This is a genomic window from Flavobacterium sp. Sd200 (genome assembly GCF_009826935.1).
Taxonomy (GTDB): domain Bacteria; phylum Bacteroidota; class Bacteroidia; order Flavobacteriales; family Flavobacteriaceae; genus Flavobacterium.
Genome location: NZ_WUMN01000002.1, coordinates 187,813 through 205,531, shown reverse-complemented (window position 1 = coordinate 205,531; position 17,719 = coordinate 187,813). Strand labels below are relative to the sequence as shown.

Annotated in this window: 21 protein-coding genes; 5 read left to right on the top strand and 16 right to left on the bottom strand. The window is 41.5% G+C overall.

Annotated features, from left to right (window positions below; translation table 11 throughout):
* Nucleotides 1-38: 38 nt before the first annotated feature.
* The 3 genes from GR160_RS06985 to GR160_RS06975 are packed head-to-tail and all read left to right on the top strand — an operon-like array spanning nt 39 to nt 2,881.
* Nucleotides 39-1,373, top strand: coding sequence for a site-specific integrase (locus tag GR160_RS06985; RefSeq protein WP_160749151.1), 1,335 nt, complete (start codon nt 39-41; stop codon nt 1,371-1,373).
* A 3-nt stretch (nt 1,374-1,376) separates the two neighbouring features.
* Entirely contained in the window at nt 1,377-2,462 is a 1,086-nt protein-coding gene (locus tag GR160_RS06980) for a YhcG family protein (RefSeq protein ID WP_160749150.1), read from the top strand.
* A gap of 59 nt (nt 2,463-2,521) precedes the next feature.
* On the top strand, nt 2,522-2,881 hold the full coding sequence (locus GR160_RS06975) for a type II toxin-antitoxin system HigA family antitoxin (RefSeq protein WP_160749149.1): 360 nt from the start codon (nt 2,522-2,524) through the stop codon (nt 2,879-2,881).
* On the opposite strand, the gene GR160_RS06970 is transcribed toward GR160_RS06975, so the two are convergent.
* The 10 genes from GR160_RS06970 to GR160_RS06925 form a co-directional block, all read right to left on the bottom strand.
* The gene (locus GR160_RS06970) at nt 2,878-3,783 is read right to left on the bottom strand and encodes an AraC family transcriptional regulator (RefSeq protein WP_160749148.1); all 906 of its coding nucleotides are present in this window, start codon (nt 3,781-3,783) and stop codon (nt 2,878-2,880) included. The two genes, GR160_RS06975 and GR160_RS06970, sit on opposite strands and share 4 nt — an antisense overlap.
* Nucleotides 3,784-3,787: 4 nt before the next feature.
* A complete protein-coding gene (locus tag GR160_RS06965) occupies nt 3,788-4,309 on the bottom strand; it encodes a hypothetical protein (protein WP_160749147.1) in 522 nt (173 codons plus the stop codon).
* A gap of 29 nt (nt 4,310-4,338) precedes the next feature.
* A complete protein-coding gene (locus tag GR160_RS06960; RefSeq protein ID WP_160749146.1) occupies nt 4,339-4,779 on the bottom strand; it encodes a DUF2147 domain-containing protein in 441 nt (146 codons plus the stop codon).
* A gap of 28 nt (nt 4,780-4,807) precedes the next feature.
* Nucleotides 4,808-5,623, bottom strand: a complete 816-nt coding sequence (locus tag GR160_RS06955; protein ID WP_160749145.1) for an oxidoreductase — start codon at nt 5,621-5,623, stop codon at nt 4,808-4,810.
* A gap of 249 nt (nt 5,624-5,872) precedes the next feature.
* On the bottom strand, nt 5,873-6,115 hold the full coding sequence (locus GR160_RS06950) for a hypothetical protein (RefSeq protein ID WP_160749144.1): 243 nt from the start codon (nt 6,113-6,115) through the stop codon (nt 5,873-5,875).
* Nucleotides 6,116-6,180: 65 nt separating this feature from the next.
* A complete protein-coding gene (locus GR160_RS06945) occupies nt 6,181-6,438 on the bottom strand; it encodes a hypothetical protein (protein WP_160749143.1) in 258 nt (85 codons plus the stop codon).
* Nucleotides 6,439-6,509: 71 nt separating this feature from the next.
* Nucleotides 6,510-7,625 carry a DEAD/DEAH box helicase gene (locus GR160_RS06940; RefSeq protein ID WP_160749594.1) on the bottom strand — a complete coding sequence of 372 codons (1,116 nt, stop codon included), beginning with the start codon at nt 7,623-7,625 and terminating at the stop codon, nt 6,510-6,512.
* A 231-nt stretch (nt 7,626-7,856) separates the two neighbouring features.
* Nucleotides 7,857-8,168 carry an RNA-binding protein gene (locus tag GR160_RS06935; protein ID WP_160749142.1) on the bottom strand — a complete coding sequence of 104 codons (312 nt, stop codon included), beginning with the start codon at nt 8,166-8,168 and terminating at the stop codon, nt 7,857-7,859.
* Nucleotides 8,169-8,382: 214 nt separating this feature from the next.
* On the bottom strand, nt 8,383-9,636 hold the full coding sequence (locus GR160_RS06930; protein ID WP_160749141.1) for a sodium:proton antiporter: 1,254 nt from the start codon (nt 9,634-9,636) through the stop codon (nt 8,383-8,385).
* A gap of 8 nt (nt 9,637-9,644) precedes the next feature.
* Entirely contained in the window at nt 9,645-10,748 is a 1,104-nt protein-coding gene (locus tag GR160_RS06925; protein ID WP_160749140.1) for an acyl-CoA desaturase, read from the bottom strand.
* An 835-nt stretch (nt 10,749-11,583) separates the two neighbouring features.
* On the opposite strand from GR160_RS06925, the gene GR160_RS06920 reads away from it, so the two are divergent.
* Nucleotides 11,584-11,904 (top strand): MazG-like protein, encoded by a 321-nt coding sequence (locus GR160_RS06920; protein WP_160749139.1) that lies wholly within the window; start codon nt 11,584-11,586, stop codon nt 11,902-11,904.
* Nucleotides 11,905-12,030: 126 nt separating this feature from the next.
* Here the strand turns inward: GR160_RS06920 and GR160_RS06915 are convergent, their stop codons facing one another.
* The 6 genes from GR160_RS06915 to GR160_RS06890 are packed head-to-tail and all read right to left on the bottom strand — an operon-like array spanning nt 12,031 to nt 16,605.
* Nucleotides 12,031-12,669, bottom strand: a complete 639-nt coding sequence (locus GR160_RS06915) for an NAD(P)H-dependent oxidoreductase (protein ID WP_160749138.1) — start codon at nt 12,667-12,669, stop codon at nt 12,031-12,033.
* Nucleotides 12,670-12,684: 15 nt separating this feature from the next.
* Nucleotides 12,685-13,440 (bottom strand): SDR family oxidoreductase, encoded by a 756-nt coding sequence (locus GR160_RS06910; RefSeq protein WP_160749137.1) that lies wholly within the window; start codon nt 13,438-13,440, stop codon nt 12,685-12,687.
* Nucleotides 13,441-13,449: 9 nt separating this feature from the next.
* A complete protein-coding gene (locus GR160_RS06905) occupies nt 13,450-14,643 on the bottom strand; it encodes an NAD(P)-dependent alcohol dehydrogenase (RefSeq protein ID WP_160749136.1) in 1,194 nt (397 codons plus the stop codon).
* A gap of 4 nt (nt 14,644-14,647) precedes the next feature.
* Nucleotides 14,648-15,040, bottom strand: a complete 393-nt coding sequence (locus tag GR160_RS06900) for a DUF2255 family protein (RefSeq protein ID WP_160749135.1) — start codon at nt 15,038-15,040, stop codon at nt 14,648-14,650.
* Between the two features lie 2 nt (nt 15,041-15,042).
* A complete protein-coding gene (locus tag GR160_RS19370; RefSeq protein WP_160749134.1) occupies nt 15,043-16,104 on the bottom strand; it encodes a carboxymuconolactone decarboxylase family protein in 1,062 nt (353 codons plus the stop codon).
* A gap of 9 nt (nt 16,105-16,113) precedes the next feature.
* On the bottom strand, nt 16,114-16,605 hold the full coding sequence (locus GR160_RS06890) for a cupin domain-containing protein (protein ID WP_160749133.1): 492 nt from the start codon (nt 16,603-16,605) through the stop codon (nt 16,114-16,116).
* A 148-nt stretch (nt 16,606-16,753) separates the two neighbouring features.
* Between GR160_RS06890 and GR160_RS06885 the strand changes: the two genes are divergently transcribed.
* Nucleotides 16,754-17,650 (top strand): AraC family transcriptional regulator, encoded by an 897-nt coding sequence (locus GR160_RS06885; RefSeq protein ID WP_160749132.1) that lies wholly within the window; start codon nt 16,754-16,756, stop codon nt 17,648-17,650.
* The last annotated feature ends 69 nt before the right edge of the window (nt 17,651-17,719 follow it).

The following is a 17,719-nucleotide window of genomic DNA, read 5'->3' as shown; positions in this document are numbered from 1 at the left end:
TATAATTCTAATTTTATTAATTTTTAAAATGTTGAATTATGTTAGCAACAAGTTTTGGGTTAACCTTCTTTCTGAAGACCCCGCGAAAAGAGACAAATGACAGGTTAATCTACTTAAGGATTACTGTTGACGGAGTACCAAAAGAAACCTCTACTCGCCGCCGTTGGGATGCCACCCGATGGGATCAGTCCAAAGAGCGCGCGACCGGAAATAAAGAGGATGCACGAACGGTGAATTTCTTTCTGGAAACACTAGAAATGAAAATCCAGCAGTACCGTACAGATTTAATGTATGCCGGTAAGCCTGTGACCAGTGAGAAACTGATGGACTATGTGATGGGCAAAGCGGCATCGCAAAGTAAAATCGTCCAGGAATTTCAAAAGCACAATGACGAATTATTGGCCTTGGTTGAACGAGGCGAATATGCCATTGGCACCCATGTACGCTTTGAGGTAGCCAAGAAGCACCTTAAGGAATACCTATGCTTTAAGTACAGTGTAGAGGATATGGATTTCCGCGAACTTAACTTTGAGTTTGTAAAGGATTATGAGTTTTACCTGAAGACGGTGAAGAATATCAGCCACAACACGGCGGTAAAATACATTACGAACTTCAAGAAGATTGTATTACTTGCCATTGACAAAGAAATCATAACCGCAGACCCGTTTAAGCGTTTTAAGGCAAAGAAAATCAAGGTTCCTAAAAAGCCGCTGAGTAGTTATGAACTCGCCCAGCTTGAGAACCACACCTTTTCCACCCCGCGCCTGTCTACCGTGCGGGATATCTTCGTATTCCAGTGCTATACCGGGCTGGCTTACATTGATGCTTTCAACCTGAAGAAGTCCGATATTAAGTTTGGAATTGACGGTGAAATGTGGATCATCACTGAACGGCAGAAAACAGGCAGTAATATCAATATCCCACTACTTCCAAAAGCCAAAGCGATTATGGAACGCTACAAAGACCATAAGCTTTGCCTGGAGCGTAATTCTGTGCTGCCGGTAACCTCCAACCAGAAGATGAATGCCTATCTGAAAGAAATAGCTGACCTGTGCGGCATCGAAAGCACATTAAACACCCACAAGGCCAGGCGCACCTTCGGAAGTACCGTAACACTGAATAATGACGTGCCTATCCATGTGGTAAAAGAACTGCTGGGACACCAATCTGTGAAGCAAACTGAAGAGTATGCCATTACCGAACAACAATCGGTTGGAAGGGAAATGAAACAGTTACAACTGCGGCTAAGCAGTAAGGAAACCACACCTGAGCCACCGTCACCGGATATCATATCCAAAATGCAACAGGAAATACAGGAACTGAAAGAACTGCTTGCACTGTCTCACGGAACTACTCATCTTAAAAAAGTCTAAATCATGGAAAGTAATTTTTTAGAAATCGTTCAAATAATAAAACAATCACGCACGAATGCAATTAAAGTCGTTAATGCTGAATTAATAAACTTGTACTGGAATGTGGGTATGTATATCAGTAATAAATTAAAACTTTCTGATTGGGGAGATAAAACTGTTGCTGACTTATCAGAGTATATCCAACGTAATAATCCGGAAATTAAAGGCTTCAGCCGAAGGGGCTTGTACAGGATGATTCAATTTTATGAAACGTATTCAAAAGACTACCGTCTCTTTGTGTCTGAAAAATCATTAAATATTGACAATCAACCATCTGTAATTGTGCCAACAGTGTTGACACAATTTAAACCAGCAGATATTAAAGATAGTATGCTCTCAAAAATCAGTTGGTCACACCACATGGCGATATTCTCCCGATGTAAAGTAATGGAAGAACGTAAATATTACATAACACTTTGCATTCAGGAAAACTACAGCTTTCGAGAACTTGAACGGCAGATATCAGCAAGCTTGTTTGAACGGGCGATGACAAGCGAAAATCCTAAATCCGTTATACCGAAAAATTCTAAAACAGATATCCAAGATGTGTTTAAGGACAGCTATGTTTTTGACTTTCTAAATTTGCCAGACTCACACAGTGAAAGCGAACTGCAAAAAGGATTGCTCAACCGCATGAAGGATTTCATCCTGGAATTAGGCAGAGATTTTATTTTTATCGGCGAAGAATATAAACTAATGGTCGGGAACAGTGATTTTCACATTGACTTATTGTTTTATCATCGGGGTTTACAATGCTTGGTTGCCTTTGAGTTGAAAGCTGGTAAATTCAAACCGGAGCATATCGGGCAACTTAATTTCTATCTCGAAGCATTGGACAGGGACGTAAAGAAAGAACATGAAAACCCGAGCATTGGTATCTTGCTTTGTAAAGATAAGGATAATCAGGTAGTAGAATACGCCTTAAGCAGGAGCCTTTCACCTACAATGGTTGCCGAATATCGCACGCAACTTCCTGACAAGGAACTGTTGCAACGAAAGTTCAGCGATATTTTTGAAGATGAAGAAGAACTAAACAGTAATCAAGATTAAAACTAAAAACGTTACCAATACGGTAACGTTTTTTTATATTTGTTTTTTAAATCATAGAGATGTTACGATTAATCAGAACCGAACAACAGTATGAAAATACTCTTGCACGTATATACGAACTGATGCAAATCGATTTGCAACCGGATAGCGAAGAATCGGACGAATTGGAAATTCTTTCCATGCTGGTTAAAAAATATGAGGATGAACACTATCCTGTTCCTGAGCCTTCACCTATAGAAGCGATAAAACACAGGATGGAGCAACTGAATATTTCGGATGCTGAACTTTCTGAAATATTGGGCGCACGTTCACGCAAATCTGAAATTCTGTCCGGTAAAAGAAAGCTTAGCCTATCAATGATACGTGCGTTGAAGGAACGGCTTAACATATCCGCGGATATATTGATACAACTTTATTAATTCAGAGAACGAAACTCATGAGGCGTATTCCCGGTTTTCTGCTTAAAAAGTTTACTGAAATACTGGGGATATTCAAACCCCAGCTGATGTGCAATTTCACCAATACTTTTATTAGAATTCAGTAAAACAACTTTTGCTTCTTCAATTAAGTGGTAGTGTATATGATCCTGGGCATTCATGCCAGTCTCTTTTTTAAGCAAATCACTCAAATAGTTGGCTGACAAGTTTACTTTATCCGCGAGATAAGTAACTGTTGGGATACCTTTCTTGGCAAGCGTTTCCGATTGAAAATAATCCCGGATTACTTTTTGCACACGGGCTACCACATCTTTGTTTGGGTTGCGCCTTGTAATAAACTGCCTTCCATAATACCGCAAACAATAATTCAATAGCACCTCAATATTCGATACTATTAGGTTTTGGCTGTGTAAATCAATATTTTCCTCAAGTTCATTCTGGATTTTCAATACACAATCATACAAAACCTGTTTTTCTTTATCGGAAAGGTGTAGTGCTTCAGTAGTCTCATAAGAGAAAAAGGTGTAGTCTTTCATTTTAGCCCCCAGGGAAGTACCGTGAACCAAATCGGGATGGAAGAAGAGTCCCCACCCCATCATATCATCACGTTTCTCAATTTCGCTATCCATGGTCATCACCTGTTTCGGTGCAATGCACACCAGGCTGCCTTCCTGGAAATCATATTCCTGCCTGCCGTAACGCATCTTGTTAGCGCAGTAATTTTTAAACATTATGGAGTAAAAATCACAGCTTACCCGTATTTCTTCCTGAAAATACTCGTCTATCTTACTGAAATCAATAACGGCAACCAAAGGATGACGGGTTACACCCTTTACAAATTTATTAATGTCGGATATGCTGTGAAGGTGTATTATAGGTTTCATCTGTTTATCGTTTAATATAGAGCGCCTTTAAATCAGCAGCCTTTACAATTTCGGCATAATAGGCATTTGCACGCTCCTGTGAAAAATAATCGACCACCAGCCCCGCTAAACCAAAATACGCCAGGCCTATCCCAATACCCTGCCAAAATGGGTTTTTAGAAAACCAAAAAAGTAGCAGGGTTGTCACAAAAAATAGCGTAGCAACAACTTTAGAAACGGTATAGCCGTATTGAAAATCTTCCACACGTTTTTTCTCTGATACAATAAACTCCTTTCGGTTGGTTTTATAGTGTTCAGGGAATTCTGCCATCCTCTTTTTGTTGGAGTACAGCATGCCGCTGCCAATTGCCGCATAAATAATACCCGTTACAATTAGCGGCCACAACAATGCCTTAGCCGCCGGGGTTGCCCCAAGCCTGAAAAACAAAATGCCTGCTATAACAGTTACTATCCCAAAGGTAAGGATCAGCCCGGCTTCCAGTAGTTCGCCCTTTATCCAGTTCATGGTATTTTGAAAGAAGTCCATAGTATTTGGTATGAGATTATGCTGATTCTTTAAGGTTTGTAGCGATGAAACGTAGCGGTCTGCCCCAGCAACGAAATGCCCATATAACCGCGTAAATTCATTTTACCGTCTTTCATCCATGCCTTACATTTATAATATTCGCCACTGGGTGCATTATAAATTTTTCCGTCTACATACTCCCCATCGTCCCATGTTAACCCGGTAAGGCTAACAATGCCTATAAGATTCCTTGTCCGCAATTTCGGTTCGGGGTTTTTGCTATCTTTTTTTGAGGTAACCCCATCTTTTTCCACAATCTGAGCACCCCAAAGATACTTCCCGTAGTATTTCCCATTCTCTTTGTAAATCTCCATACGGACATCCTTTTTATCGGATTCCCATATGCCAATAATAGCATTTTCTCCCGTTTGGGCAAAAGTCTTACCCACTGTAAACAATAGGAGCAACAAATACAAGCTTAGCTTTTTCATTATATTGAAATTTAAAGTTAACTATTAATTACATCTGGCTCATTACAATCTTGTCGAAAAGTGCATCTCCAAGGTACACACGCATCCATACCATAGGCTTGGCAAATTTTCCAACGCGGTAACGGGTTTTGGGTTTGCGGCTGTTTACGATCGCAGATATGGTCTTAGATATTACTTCCGGCTTAGACGAACCGTTACCCTCGGCGGCTTTTTTAGTTCCCTCAATAATTTTATCCATCATATTGCGGTAAGCGCTGTTTTTCGAAATTCTTGAAAAGCCTTCCAGCAATACAGAACCAAATTCTGTGGCGATGAAACCGGGCTCCAGTACCACGACATTAATGTTAAACGGTTTCAGTTCCAACCTGAGGCAGTCACTCAGCCCTTCTACGGCATGCTTGCTCGCATGGTACCAAGCGCCCATAGGAAAATACATTTTACCGCCCATTGAAGAGGTATTGATTACAGTGCCTGACTTTGCAGCCCTCATATACGGTACTACTTTTTGAACCATGGCAGCAATACCAAATACGTTTACCTCCATTTGTTTACGGGCTTCCTCAAGGGATACATCTTCAACAGCGCCGTAAAGTCCGTAACCTGCATTGTTCCAAAGTACGTCAATGCGTCCCTGCTCCTTTATAATGGTATCAACAACACGCTCTATGTCAGTTTCTGAGGTAACATCCATTTTTAGGGGATGGCCTCCCAAACGCTCTAAATCCTGCATTTGTTCGATACGTCGGGCTACCGCATACACAATGTGCCCTTGTTGTATAAGGTGTATGGCCGTTTCTTTTCCCATACCGGAACTGGCACCTGTAATCAAAATCACTTTTTTCATTTTCTGATGTTTTATGTTTACGGTGCAAAGTTCTCCCAATTTGAAGCGTGGGTGTTAATACAAATCCTCTGTTGTTGTATTCTTTTTACGGTTTTAATGAGGGTTAAATTTATTGGTTTGAAACAGATAGTGTAAATAAGAATCTGTCCTTAAATGAAAAACCCGCACCGGTGGCGCGAGTTTTTTTTATTGAAGAGCACTTCAATCTTAATCATGTATCCCATAATCTTAATACTGCCCTATCATTATTTATTGATTATTAATAGGGAGAATATGTATCAGTGCTTCACAGGTAACGCCATTTTCTTCACGCTCAAAAACTACAAATTCAACATGTAGTACTTTGTATTCAGTCCCTTCAAGCCAAAGGGTTTTATTCCTTTTAAAAGTTATGGTACTGTCTTCCCTGTTGCCCACCAGGTTGTAAACCTGATGTGTTGTAAAAAGTGTTTCACCATTTACAAACGTTATTTTAGTCTTTAGATCTGCCATTGTTAATCGTTTTTAATGTAAACGGCGCAATCAGAAAATGAATGAGCTGGCGTAAACGGAGTTTATTATTTGGCGTTTCGCTCGTTTTGTTTGAAACGTTGTATGCGTTGCCCGGGCATGCTCTTTTTATCGGCATCCTCCGCGAGTTGCTTTTCCGGCGGTGTATTTGTAAAATGCCCGTTTGCATCTACATAAACAATCATGCTTTCAAAGCCTTTGCCTTTATTATTGCTCGTTTTCCTGTCCTGTCGCTTTTGCGCCTTCTGTTTTTTTATCAGGGTCTTTTTCTTGTTGTTTTCTTTCTTAAAAAAAGAATCTGCCATCGTATATAAATGATTTTAAAAGTGAAATACTGTATTATTGCCTGGTGCCTTGATTTGATTGGCTGAAGAGGTTACAAAGCGGAAACCGCCAGCTTAAAGCCAATGAGTTTTTCGATGCTTCTCAGGTCTGCTTTTTCTTCCGTGCCACAAAAGGATACCGCCGTGCCGCTATTACCGCCACGACCTGTACGGCCAATGCGGTGTACATAGGTTTCCGGCACATCGGGCAGGTCAAAATTAATCACGTGTGGAAGTTCGTCAATGTCAATGCCACGTGCTGCAATGTCGGTAGCCACAAGGACGCGAAGCTGGTTTACCTTAAAACCCTGCAATGCTTTTTGCCTGGCATTCTGCGACTTGTTACCGTGAATGGCTGCCGCAAATATGCCTTCTTTTACAAGAAGCTTTACCAGCTGGTCAGCGCCACGCTTGGTGCGCGTAAATACCAGCGAACGAGAAATTCCTATATCACTAAGAATATGCGTCAGCAATTTTTCTTTATCCCTTTTATCTACAAAGTAAACGCTCTGGCTTACGGTTTTTGCAGCGGAAGATACTGGGGCTACACTTACGTATTCAGGGTTTTTAAGCAGGCTGTCAGCCAATTGTTGTATGGCATTAGGCATAGTCGCCGAGAAAAACAGGGTTTGCCTTTTAGTTGGTAACTTTGTAATGATCTTTTTTACATCACGTACAAAGCCCAGGTCGAGCATACTGTCTGCCTCGTCCAGTACAAATATTTCAAGGTTAGAAAGGTCTATGTATTGTTGTTGTAGTAAATCCAGCAACCTGCCGGGCGTGGCGATCAATATATCAATGCCGTTACGCAATGCCTTAACCTGGTGGAATTGCGATACGCCCCCGTAAATGGCTGTATGCTTTAAGGTAAGATGTTGCCCATAAGCGGTAAAGTTATCGCTTATCTGTATTGCCAGTTCACGCGTGGGCGTAAGTATAAGCGACCTTATGGCTTTTGGCTTTTTTGCCGGCCTGCCTGCCAGTTGTTGTAAAATAGGGATTGCAAAGGCAGCGGTTTTACCCGTGCCGGTCTGGGCGCAGCCTATCAGGTCTTTACCTGAAAGGATTACCGGTATGGCCTGCCCTTGTATGGGAGTTGGTATTGTATAATTTTGTTGCCCCAAAGCTTTAAGTATGGGAGCTGAAATATTTAAATTTTCAAATGTCATGATAAAGTGTGCCATAAAGGCTTTTGTTTAAAGTAGTAGCCTAAATACCAAAAGGTTATTTAAGGCCTGAAATTCTCGGGATGGTACGATGCGGGGAATAAATCCGGGCAGCGCCCGTTCAATACCAGATGAATTTTATAAACAAAAACTGTCACTATTATAGGAATAGAAAATTCAAAAGGCAGAAAAAAACAAGAATGGCCTAAGCCATTCTTATCTATATACATGAGTTTAGTATCTTCTGTCGTTAGACCTTGAATAGCCACCGCCTCCGCGGTTAGAACCAAAACCTGAATTTGCCGGTTTAGGGCGGGCTTCATTCACCACAATCACCTGGCTGTCCAGCTTTGAATTGTTCAGTTCTTCAATCGCTGTTTCCGCTTCAGAAGTGTTTGGCATTTCTACAAAACCAAATCCTTTAGCGCGGCCACTAACCTGGTCAATGATTAATTTTACGGAAGTTACTTCTCCGTAGGCAGCGAAAGCATCGCGCACCTGACTTTCTGAGGTACCATACCCCAGGTTTGCTACATAAATGTTCATAATGTAAATTGTTTAAATTAAATAAGGCAACTGAAACGCCTGAACTGAAGAGTAAGAAAGGACAAATTTTACAAGATGGACAAATTTGCTTATCAGCGTGAGCATTGGCAGAGAACCAATATGGGTCAAAGGTAAGCTAAATATAATTAGCAGCGCCTGTTTATCTGGAAAACTTTCAAAATAAAAAATTGAAAATCAATAAAATAGATTTTTTTTAAGATCGCTTTGCCTGCCTTTTTAGGGCTTTGCGGTCAAGGGCGGCAATCAGCGTATTGATGGACAAGCCCTGGCCTATAGTAGAAAACAACACAATAAAATAGCATCCTGAAAGTATGCCTTCCTTATATTGCGAATCGGGAAGCGACAAGGCCATGGCAATAGAAATTCCGCCGCGCAGGCCTGCCCAGGCCAGTATAAGTACATTGTTTACGTTCAGCTTACCCAAAAGGAACAGTGCAGGCAATGAAACGCTGACGGTGCGTGCGATCAGTATAATAATTATGGAAAAAAGGCCAAGCAGCCAGTATTCCTCTAAAAATGGCATGGCGACCAGTTGCAGGCCGATCATCACAAAAAGTATGGTATTGAGCACCTCGTCGATCATTTTCCACATCTTTAGCAGGAAATCGTCTGATACTTTATCGGTATGGAAGCTGTTATTGCCGATGATAAGGCCGGCCGAAACCGCCGCAAGCGGTATGGAGGCATGGAAGTAATTGGCAAGGAACGATATACCTAAGACCAAAGCCACGGATAACAACAGAATGGTCTGGAAGTCCTTTATCGACTTTATCAGTTTGTACCCGCTGTATCCGGCTAAAAGCCCTATGGCTATCCCACCGAGGATTTCATGCAGTAATAAGCTGCCAACTGTGCCGATACTTATCATGGCTTCGGGTTGCTGCACAAATTCCAGCAGCAATACAAAAAGCAATAAGCCCACAGCGTCGTTAAACAAAGACTCACCCGCAATGACAGTTGAAAGCTTTTCGGATATTTTGGAATGTTTCAGTATTGCCCCTACCGCTATGGGGTCGGTCGGTGATATCAATGCGCCAAATATAAAGCAGTACACAAGCGGAAGCGCAATGCCGAACAGGCTGCACAGATAATACAGCAACAGCCCGAAAATAATCGTCGAAATGAAAACCCCCAACGTGCTCAACACAAAAACAGGCCACTGCTGTTTGCGCAATTTCTGGTAATCAAAATGGAGCGCGCTTGCAAAGAGCAAAAAACCCAGCATGATATCGAGCAATATCCTTGAAAAATCCATACTCGCTGAGACTTTCCTAATCTTATCTGAAAGCTCATTATTGGTTTTGCCGATTACTACAATAACAATAGAGACCACCACAGATATGGCAACCACCCCTATGGTGCCGGGCAGTTTTACAAAACGCTGGTTGAGATAGGAAACACCGGCGCTTATCACCAGCAACAGGGTTATCAGTTGTAACAGGTCCATAGGTGTGTTTAAGCCGCTTTGTAACCAACTTTTGAAGCGGTAGCTTCACGTGCGAATTTTTTCAGTACACGATAATGCGAGCGCATCGCAGAAAAGAACGTAGGGCTTTCAATATAGGGTAAACCGTATTCCTGCGCGGTCTGCTTTACGATCTTACCAATCTCGCCATAGTGTATATGGCAAACTTTTGGGAACAAATGATGCTCTATCTGCCTGTTCAGCCCGCCAAGGAAGAACGCTGCCATACGGCAGTCAGCGGAAAAGTTAGCCGTAGTGCGCATTTGGTGTTCTGCCCATGCTTCCTCCATTGTACCCGTGGTATTGGCATCAGGGAAATCCGTTTCTTCTACCACATGTGCCAGCTGGAACACAAGCCCCATGGTGAGTCCCTGTGCCAGGTGCAGGGCAACAAAACCAATGATAAACTGCCACCAGGTAATGTTCAGGACAAGTAATGGCAGTACTATGAACAAAAAGTAATATAAGCCCTTAGAGGCAAATAAATTAAAGTATTCCTTTGCCGGGTGCTTTACGGCAACCTGTCCTATCTTCTTTTGGAATATCTTCATGAAATCCTTACGAAAAACCCACGACAGGCTGGCTAATCCATAAAGGGGAAATGCGTACCAATGCTGGAAGCGCTGTATTTTTCTTTTGGGGTCGTCTTCTTCAATACGTATCAGCCCCGGGGCAATAACAAGGTCTTCGTCATGGCCGGGGATATTGGTGAAAGTATGGTGTATGCCATTATGGGAAATATTCCAGATGTAAGGGCTGGCACCCAAAAGGTTGAATACCATGCCAAGTGCTTTGTTAACGTGTTTATTGGCCGAAAACGAACCGTGGATAGCATCGTGGCAGATATTAAAGCCTACAAAGGCACTGAACATTCCTAAAAGCACGGCACAGCCAAGCATGGCTAAGGATGGAAGAACACCGGAAATCACCAGTGCATAACACCCAAAGAAACCGCCAAGAAAAATGAGGGTTTTGACCCACATCGCAGTGTTAGCATGCTTATGCTTTCCTGTTTCGGAAAAGTGGGCATCTACCCGTTGCCTGACTGCTGTGAAAAAGGCGGATTTAGGAGGGAATTTCAAACGTTTTGTCATGATAACGACATAGCTACAACCTTAAATTCACTATGCAATCAATGAGACAGGACGGTGAGAGGGCATTCTATAGTATTGGAGTTCCAATAATTTTTTCGGAAGTGTTCCTTTGTTGGAGTATACAAAGATAACGTATTTTTTTACTTCTTATTGTTCAAAAACTATTTCATTACAGGTGCATGATTTGGATTATGTTTTAAATTACAGATATATACAACAGGTCAGTCGCCTGTTACCTGCCTTGATTTTTTTTCGAGAGCAATGATGACCGTTTTTAATTCGGAAGAATATTGATTAATAAAGCGGATACATTTGAATCTTCTGAGAAGGTTAAATTCTAAATAACTCTCATAAGCTTTTTTGGATAGGTGTATTTGCCTATCCGATTTTACTTTACTCAAATAGAGCTCAAAACTAACTCCTTTAAAAATCTGTATGGTTTGAAAGCCTTTTTCAATATAATTAGATAATATTGTTTCTAAAATTTTGGAATAGGCCAGCGATTTTCTATAGGCAAGGTGCAGGCGTCTGTTAACCATAAAGTTAACAATTGCGTATATACCAATACATGCGATAAGAACAAGGAAATAATTCATGGCTTGGATATCCAGAATTTTTCCCGAATTCTGTAAAGATACTATTATGTATGTGGAAGTTATATGACTTTAACAGGAAATTCAAGACTGGGCATTATGTAATGTATACTCTGCTTGCTTTATAGTAATCTATTTTGCAGGTAATTTTCCTGAAGGTGTTATCGGTGGGATGTTTGACTTTACCTTTGAGAACGACAAAATTGCTTTTATAAAAGCCTACTTAATTTAAAACATAAGAAATGAGTAAAAATAGCTTTGACGATATTGTTAACCGTTCCCTTGCACTGCGCAAAAAATACCATGAACTGGAAGTACAATACCACGGTTCAGAATGGACTATTGAAGAAGATGCTCTTGCCTACCTTACCGATGCAGGTCTAGTAGGCCGTAATATTATGTCTGAGCAAAAACGCTGGCCTAAATCGGGCTCGAATGAAGAGTTGGAGCATAAACTTGGCGAGAACATCTGGTGGCTAATCGTGCTTGCCGACCGATCAGGCATTGATATTAAAGAGGCAGTAGAAGGTTTTTTAGATAAAACTGAGAAGTTGATTAAATAGTCTATCCTGAATTAAATTCATAATTTTATAATTGTGCCATTACTGATGGCACAATTATAAAATATTGTTTTGCAACGGATTGGATTTGTCGCCGCACTGTGCCGACAATTATAAACTAAAGTTGATTTAAAGCCGATAATCTACAAAATCATGTATCGGTGTCCTCACTTTCTTTAAATCCCGTAACCAGTCTCCTTCATCCGCACGGTATCCTAAGGATAAGAGGTAAACACTTTTAAAACCTTTTGATTCGAGGTCGAGAATTGCATCAAGCCCTTTGTTCTCAAAACCACCCATAGGCGTATTATCTATTTTCAGTTCAGCTGCCTGCGCAATTGCCATACCTAAACTAATACAGGCTTGCTTAGCAGTATCAATAAAAGCAGCCTCCTCATCCATTTCATATTGCGAAGCTGCAATCACGGCGGTATGAGAACCAAATGCAGTTCCCCTTTCTATACCACGCTTCTCAGTAGTGTGATTAAAGATAGCTTCAATCCTTTCTTTAGTATATTTATCCCAGGCTGCAAATACCATCAGGTGCGAGCAATCCTTTACAATTTGCTGATTCCAGGCAACCCCATAGATTTTCTCTTTCAGTTCCTGATTACCTATAACAATTACTTTATAAGGCTGAATACCATACGATGAAGGAGCCAGCCTTGCAGCTTCAACAATTGTTTTAATATCAGCATCCGATATTTTCTTGTCCGGATTGTATTTTTTGGTGGCATAACGCCAGTTTAAATTTTCTATTAAAGACATTTCAGTAGTTTTAAATTATTGCACTGTATATCCTCCATCGACCGATATAGCCTGCCCAATAACATAGGTAGACGCACTACTGCAAAGCCAAAGGACCACATCAGCAACTTCTTCGGCCTTGCCCAAGCGTTTAATAGGTAACTGCTGCATAAGAATATCCATAGCGTCAGTTTCATTAGCCAGCATGTCTTCTACCATAGGCGTAACTATAATCCCAGGGCAAACGGCATTAATCCGTATTCCCTGCTGGGCATATTCCAGCGCTGCACTTTTGGTCAACCCTAAAATACCGTGTTTAGAAGCATGGTAAGCAGCACGTCCCGGTACACCTACTAAGCCTCCCAGAGACGAATTGTTTACTATAGCTCCGCTTCCTTGTTTACGCATCTGTTGCAGTTCGTACTTCATAAAGTTCCACACGCCTTTCAGGTTTATATCCAATATACGTTCGTACGTTTCGTTGCTCACATCGGCTACTTCCTGTGCTGGTGACTGTATACCGGCATTGTTAAAAGCAAAATCAAGCCTGCCATACTTTGCTACAATTTTATCAATAGTAACCTTAACCTGTGTTTCATCAGCAACATCGCATAAAAATGCTTCAGCTTTATATCCAGCGGCTACAAGTTCTTCTGCCTGTGTAGTGGCATCCAATATATCTATTAATACAACAGTTGCCCCGGCAGCGGCAAATGCCTTGGCGGCAGCCAGCCCCATACCCATAGAGGCCCCAGTAACTACTGCAACCTTGTCTTTAAATTCTTCTTTCATGATTTATTGTTAAAATGTTGAAGCGTCAATTACATAGCGGTAACGCGCCTGCTTGCTTACTACCTTATCCCATGCATCGTTAATTTCGTTAGCCTTGATAATTTGTATTTGCGGATAAATTTTATTCAGTGCGCAGTAATCCATTACCTCCTGTGTTTCAGGGATACCGCCAATAAGCGAACCGTTAAAGTTGACACGATTAAATATCATGTTAAAGTTATTGATAGTCAGTTCGCCGTTTACGGGCTGGCCTACCTGGGTAAAGAACCCGTTTGGCTTGACACATGAAATGTAGTTTGACATTTGGTATGCATACGGTACGGTAGAAATCATATAATCAAGCTTGCCAAACCATGCTTTTAGTGATTCCTGGTTTTCATCTACAACAATTACCTCCTTAGCCCCAAATGATTTACTATCGTTAACCTTATCGACAGATGTGGTAAAAGCATACACCTCGGCGCCTTTAGCAGCGGCAATCTTTACAGCAAGGTGCCCAAGTCCGCCGATACCCACCACACCAACTTTATCGCCTTTTTTAATACCCGTTTTCATCATGGGCGAATAGGTTGTAATACCCGCGCAAAGTAGTGGTGCTGCATACTGAAGGTCTATATTTTGCGGAATTTTAATAGCAAAATGTTCGGTAACTACAAGATTGTTTGAATAACCACCCTGTGTTATACCGCTTGGTGAAGTAGTATCGGGAGCGCCATAAGTGCCCACCATTCCGGTAGTTTCGCAGTGGTGCTCCTCGCCGTTCTTGCAGCTGGTACATTCCATACAGCTATCCACCATACACCCCACACCGGCTTTGTCGCCTACTTTAAACTTGGTTACCTTTTTACCCACGGCAGCTACAATACCAGCAATTTCATGACCGGGTACCTGCGGGTATTTTTGTTGTCCCCAGTGGCCTCTTATGGTATGGATGTCTGAGTGGCAGATACCCGAATATTTAATGTCAATCAGGATATCATAATCGCCCACAGGCCTGCGTTCAAATTCCCATGCTTTCAGTGGTGCTTTTTCATCGGTTCCGGCATAGCCTTTGGTTTTTATAGGTTTGCTCATATCAATGTTTTTTAGTGTGTTATTTTCAGTTTCTTTTTCACCGGCCAATAGCCCTGCCGGCGTAGCCAATGCCAGCCCGGTTCCGGCAAGTGCTGCCTGTTGAAGGAATTTTCTTCTCGATGTTTCCATATTTTTATTTCTCTGCTTTTTGAGTAATTCTTACCGTTGCTGCTTTGGCATGCTGGCTGACCATTGGAGGCAGGTATGGACTCTTGCTATATTTTTCTTTGTAGGCAAGGTCTATCCGTTCATTCACAATTGTATCCTCAACAGGTTCAAACGCTACTTCCTTGACCATACCGGCGGCATGGATTTGACCGGCCTTTTGTTGTACTGCCGACTGGTACCAGCTTGACTGCCTGCCATTATATGCCCTAACATACAGATTGCCATCTACCACTACATTCCATATCCATGTAGGTGTGCCGTAGGTTACGCCATCTGCCCTGAAGGGGGCTATTTTAAGGTCATCTGCCGTATTTATTTTATTTAAATCGGCAGCTGAAAAACTATTGCTTGTACTCATAATTATTTTATCTTTTTAAAAACCTGTGGCATTGTGACTGTATCCAAAGCATCCATGTCAACCAGCTTTAAGGACTTAACCATTTTTAGCGTAGTTTCTTTATACTTCTTAAAGTGAGGGGTTTGCAGGTGTGCCTCATAGGCTTTCTTGTCGGCATATATTTCTACAATCCGTACTTGGGTCGGATTTTCTTTCTGGAACATGGGGTAAATGGCTATTACTCCCGGCTCTACTGCCACCGATGCCGAAGATTCCTCCTGTAAAATGGCTTTATACTCTTCCAAAAATTCAGGCAAAATTTCAATTTCAGAAACACGAACCATCATGTCAGGTGCAGTTAGCGGTAGTTCGGTCTCGCCAACATTCCTTCGTAATATATTAGCTTGGGTTCGCCCCGCATGTTTTTCAATAATGCTGCAAAGAGCTTTAAGCTGCGCATCAGTAATTCCGGTATTTTTTCCGATACCAAGGTGTGATTTTAACTGCGCTTCTACTCCCGGCATGGCAGCAAGGGCAGAAATTGTAACCAGTTCACGCTGCTGGTAGCTTAATACATCGCTCACGAAAATATCAGCAAAAAGGTGTTCTTTCAGGAAAGCATCTATACGTGGTGCAAACTTCCCGAAACCCGGTGCCGGTTTGGGCTGTGGTGTTTTGCTAATTTCCTCTAAAACCTTACGCCCCTGCTCATACTTGTCCTTTGTTTGGTTTTCTATCACAATGGGTTTACCTTCATCATCTTTAATGCCTTTAGCAGCCCTTTCTTCTACCACAGATTTAAAAATACCCAGTGCGTTAAGGCTGCGCGGAAAACCGCAATAGGCATACAGCTGTACCAATGCTTCTTTAATTTCATTTATAGTAAGGCCGCTATCTAAACCCGAGTTCAGTGTAGTTTTTAGCTCGGTTGTATTGCCTTTAGCTGTTAGTGTTGCTATGGCTGCCAGATTTTGCTGACGGGTATCAAGACCTGAATTGTTTTCTGTTTTAGTTTGTGCATTCATGGTAGTAGAAATTAGTACCAGAAACAGCAATAAAGTGTTGATAATGCTTTTTCTGTTCATAGCTTGATTTTATTGATTAGCCTGTTTGTACTCTTCATCGCTAACCGGCGCCAGCCAGTTGGCATTTTCCTCACCCAGATAGTTGGTTATTGCTATGTGTACCATTTTGGTTTTAGCCGTTGCGCCGTGCCAGTGCTCTACGTCTACCGGGATATCTACAACATCACCCTTACGGATTATGCGTGCAGCTTTACCCTTTTCCTGGTACAGGCCCTCGCCTTCGGTTACAATGAGTACCTGCCCTTTAGGGTGGGTATGCCAGTTGGTACGCGCGCCGGGTTCAAAGGTTACGCTGCCAATTACAAAATCATTGTTGGCGGTACGTTGCTGTATTGGGTGCAGGTATGCGTTGCCTCTAAAATATTCTGCCGGTGTACGTTCGCCTTTAGGAAAAAGCGGTGTGTTTTCAGTTTTTGTAGTTTCCATTTTGTTCTCCGATTGTTTGTTGTTGCAGGCTGCCGCGGTTAGTATCAGCACAGCCAGTATTAATTGTTTTATCATCTTGCATTATTGTTTATCACAAATTTCGGGATAACCAACACAGTAGCATTTATACATTTTACAGGTATATATACCACTTTTACTGATTTGGTATTATATCGATACAACCACTTATTAGATTCAATACATTTGTTTAAAATGATTTGATATGAAGACGGTAGAACGGATGGATACAGTTAAGCAATACAACGATTCGGTAGGAGCTGACACGCTACATCCATTGGTAACGGTAGTGGATTTTGACCAAATTCCATCATTCCAATATTTCCGAAGGTATATGGGGGTGTATGCTGTTTTTCTTAAATATATAAAGTGCGGCGATATGATGTATGGCTGCCAGCCGTATGACTATGAAGACGGTACTCTGGTGTTTGTTGCTCCGGGACAGGTATACGGCATAGATAGTAAAGGAGAAAAAATAAAACCCTGGGGCAAAGCCCTCGTATTTCACCCGGATTTAATTATCGGTACCCATCTGGGTAAAATAATTAAAGACTACAGCTTCTTTTCCTATGAGGTTAACGAAGCACTACACCTTTCTAAAAAAGAACGTGCCACCATTAACGATTGCTTTGAGAAGATAGCTTCAGAAATAGAATTAAACCTGGACAAGCACAGTAAAACCTTAATAGTTTCTAATATAGAACTGTTCCTGAATTACTGCATGCGTTTCTATGACCGCCAGTTTATAACCCGTACTCACGTAAATAATGATGTACTAACACGTTTTGAAAACCTGCTGAATAATTATTTTACGTCGGGCAAACCTGCTACCATAGGGCTACCGTCTGTAGGATATTTTGCAGAGCAGCTCAACTTATCGGCTAATTACTTTGGCGACCTCATTAAAAAAGAAACCGGAACTACTGCGCTGGATTTCATACAATCCAAACTCATTGAGGTTGCTAAAGAGAAAATACTTGCTTCCGATAAAACAATCACAGAAGTATCTGATGAGCTTGGTTTTAAATACCAGCAGCACTTTACAAGATTATTTAAGCAAAAAGTGGGTATGGCACCTGTAGAATTTAAAAATATGAATTAAAATCGGTTGATTTTCGATCACAATAAACCTCAAAATGATAAAACTTCGATTACTATAATTCCGGTCATT

Bases quoted from the DNA above. Each gene is read 5' to 3' on its own strand.
- GR160_RS06985 (WP_160749151.1), top strand. From the start codon at position 39: ATGTTAGCAACAAGTTTTGGGTTAACCTTCTTTCTGAAGACCCCGCGA.
- GR160_RS06980 (WP_160749150.1), top strand. From the start codon at position 1,377: ATGGAAAGTAATTTTTTAGAAATCGTTCAAATAATAAAACAATCACGC.
- GR160_RS06975 (WP_160749149.1), top strand. From the start codon at position 2,522: ATGTTACGATTAATCAGAACCGAACAACAGTATGAAAATACTCTTGCA.
- GR160_RS06970 (WP_160749148.1), bottom strand. From the start codon at position 3,783: ATGAAACCTATAATACACCTTCACAGCATATCCGACATTAATAAATTT.
- GR160_RS06965 (WP_160749147.1), bottom strand. From the start codon at position 4,309: ATGGACTTCTTTCAAAATACCATGAACTGGATAAAGGGCGAACTACTG.
- GR160_RS06960 (WP_160749146.1), bottom strand. From the start codon at position 4,779: ATGAAAAAGCTAAGCTTGTATTTGTTGCTCCTATTGTTTACAGTGGGT.
- GR160_RS06955 (WP_160749145.1), bottom strand. From the start codon at position 5,623: ATGAAAAAAGTGATTTTGATTACAGGTGCCAGTTCCGGTATGGGAAAA.
- GR160_RS06950 (WP_160749144.1), bottom strand. From the start codon at position 6,115: ATGGCAGATCTAAAGACTAAAATAACGTTTGTAAATGGTGAAACACTT.
- GR160_RS06945 (WP_160749143.1), bottom strand. From the start codon at position 6,438: ATGGCAGATTCTTTTTTTAAGAAAGAAAACAACAAGAAAAAGACCCTG.
- GR160_RS06940 (WP_160749594.1), bottom strand. From the start codon at position 7,625: ATGACATTTGAAAATTTAAATATTTCAGCTCCCATACTTAAAGCTTTG.
- GR160_RS06935 (WP_160749142.1), bottom strand. From the start codon at position 8,168: ATGAACATTTATGTAGCAAACCTGGGGTATGGTACCTCAGAAAGTCAG.
- GR160_RS06930 (WP_160749141.1), bottom strand. From the start codon at position 9,636: ATGGACCTGTTACAACTGATAACCCTGTTGCTGGTGATAAGCGCCGGT.
- GR160_RS06925 (WP_160749140.1), bottom strand. From the start codon at position 10,748: ATGACAAAACGTTTGAAATTCCCTCCTAAATCCGCCTTTTTCACAGCA.
- GR160_RS06920 (WP_160749139.1), top strand. From the start codon at position 11,584: ATGAGTAAAAATAGCTTTGACGATATTGTTAACCGTTCCCTTGCACTG.
- GR160_RS06915 (WP_160749138.1), bottom strand. From the start codon at position 12,669: ATGTCTTTAATAGAAAATTTAAACTGGCGTTATGCCACCAAAAAATAC.
- GR160_RS06910 (WP_160749137.1), bottom strand. From the start codon at position 13,440: ATGAAAGAAGAATTTAAAGACAAGGTTGCAGTAGTTACTGGGGCCTCT.
- GR160_RS06905 (WP_160749136.1), bottom strand. From the start codon at position 14,643: ATGGAAACATCGAGAAGAAAATTCCTTCAACAGGCAGCACTTGCCGGA.
- GR160_RS06900 (WP_160749135.1), bottom strand. From the start codon at position 15,040: ATGAGTACAAGCAATAGTTTTTCAGCTGCCGATTTAAATAAAATAAAT.
- GR160_RS19370 (WP_160749134.1), bottom strand. From the start codon at position 16,104: ATGAACAGAAAAAGCATTATCAACACTTTATTGCTGTTTCTGGTACTA.
- GR160_RS06890 (WP_160749133.1), bottom strand. From the start codon at position 16,605: ATGATAAAACAATTAATACTGGCTGTGCTGATACTAACCGCGGCAGCC.
- GR160_RS06885 (WP_160749132.1), top strand. From the start codon at position 16,754: ATGAAGACGGTAGAACGGATGGATACAGTTAAGCAATACAACGATTCG.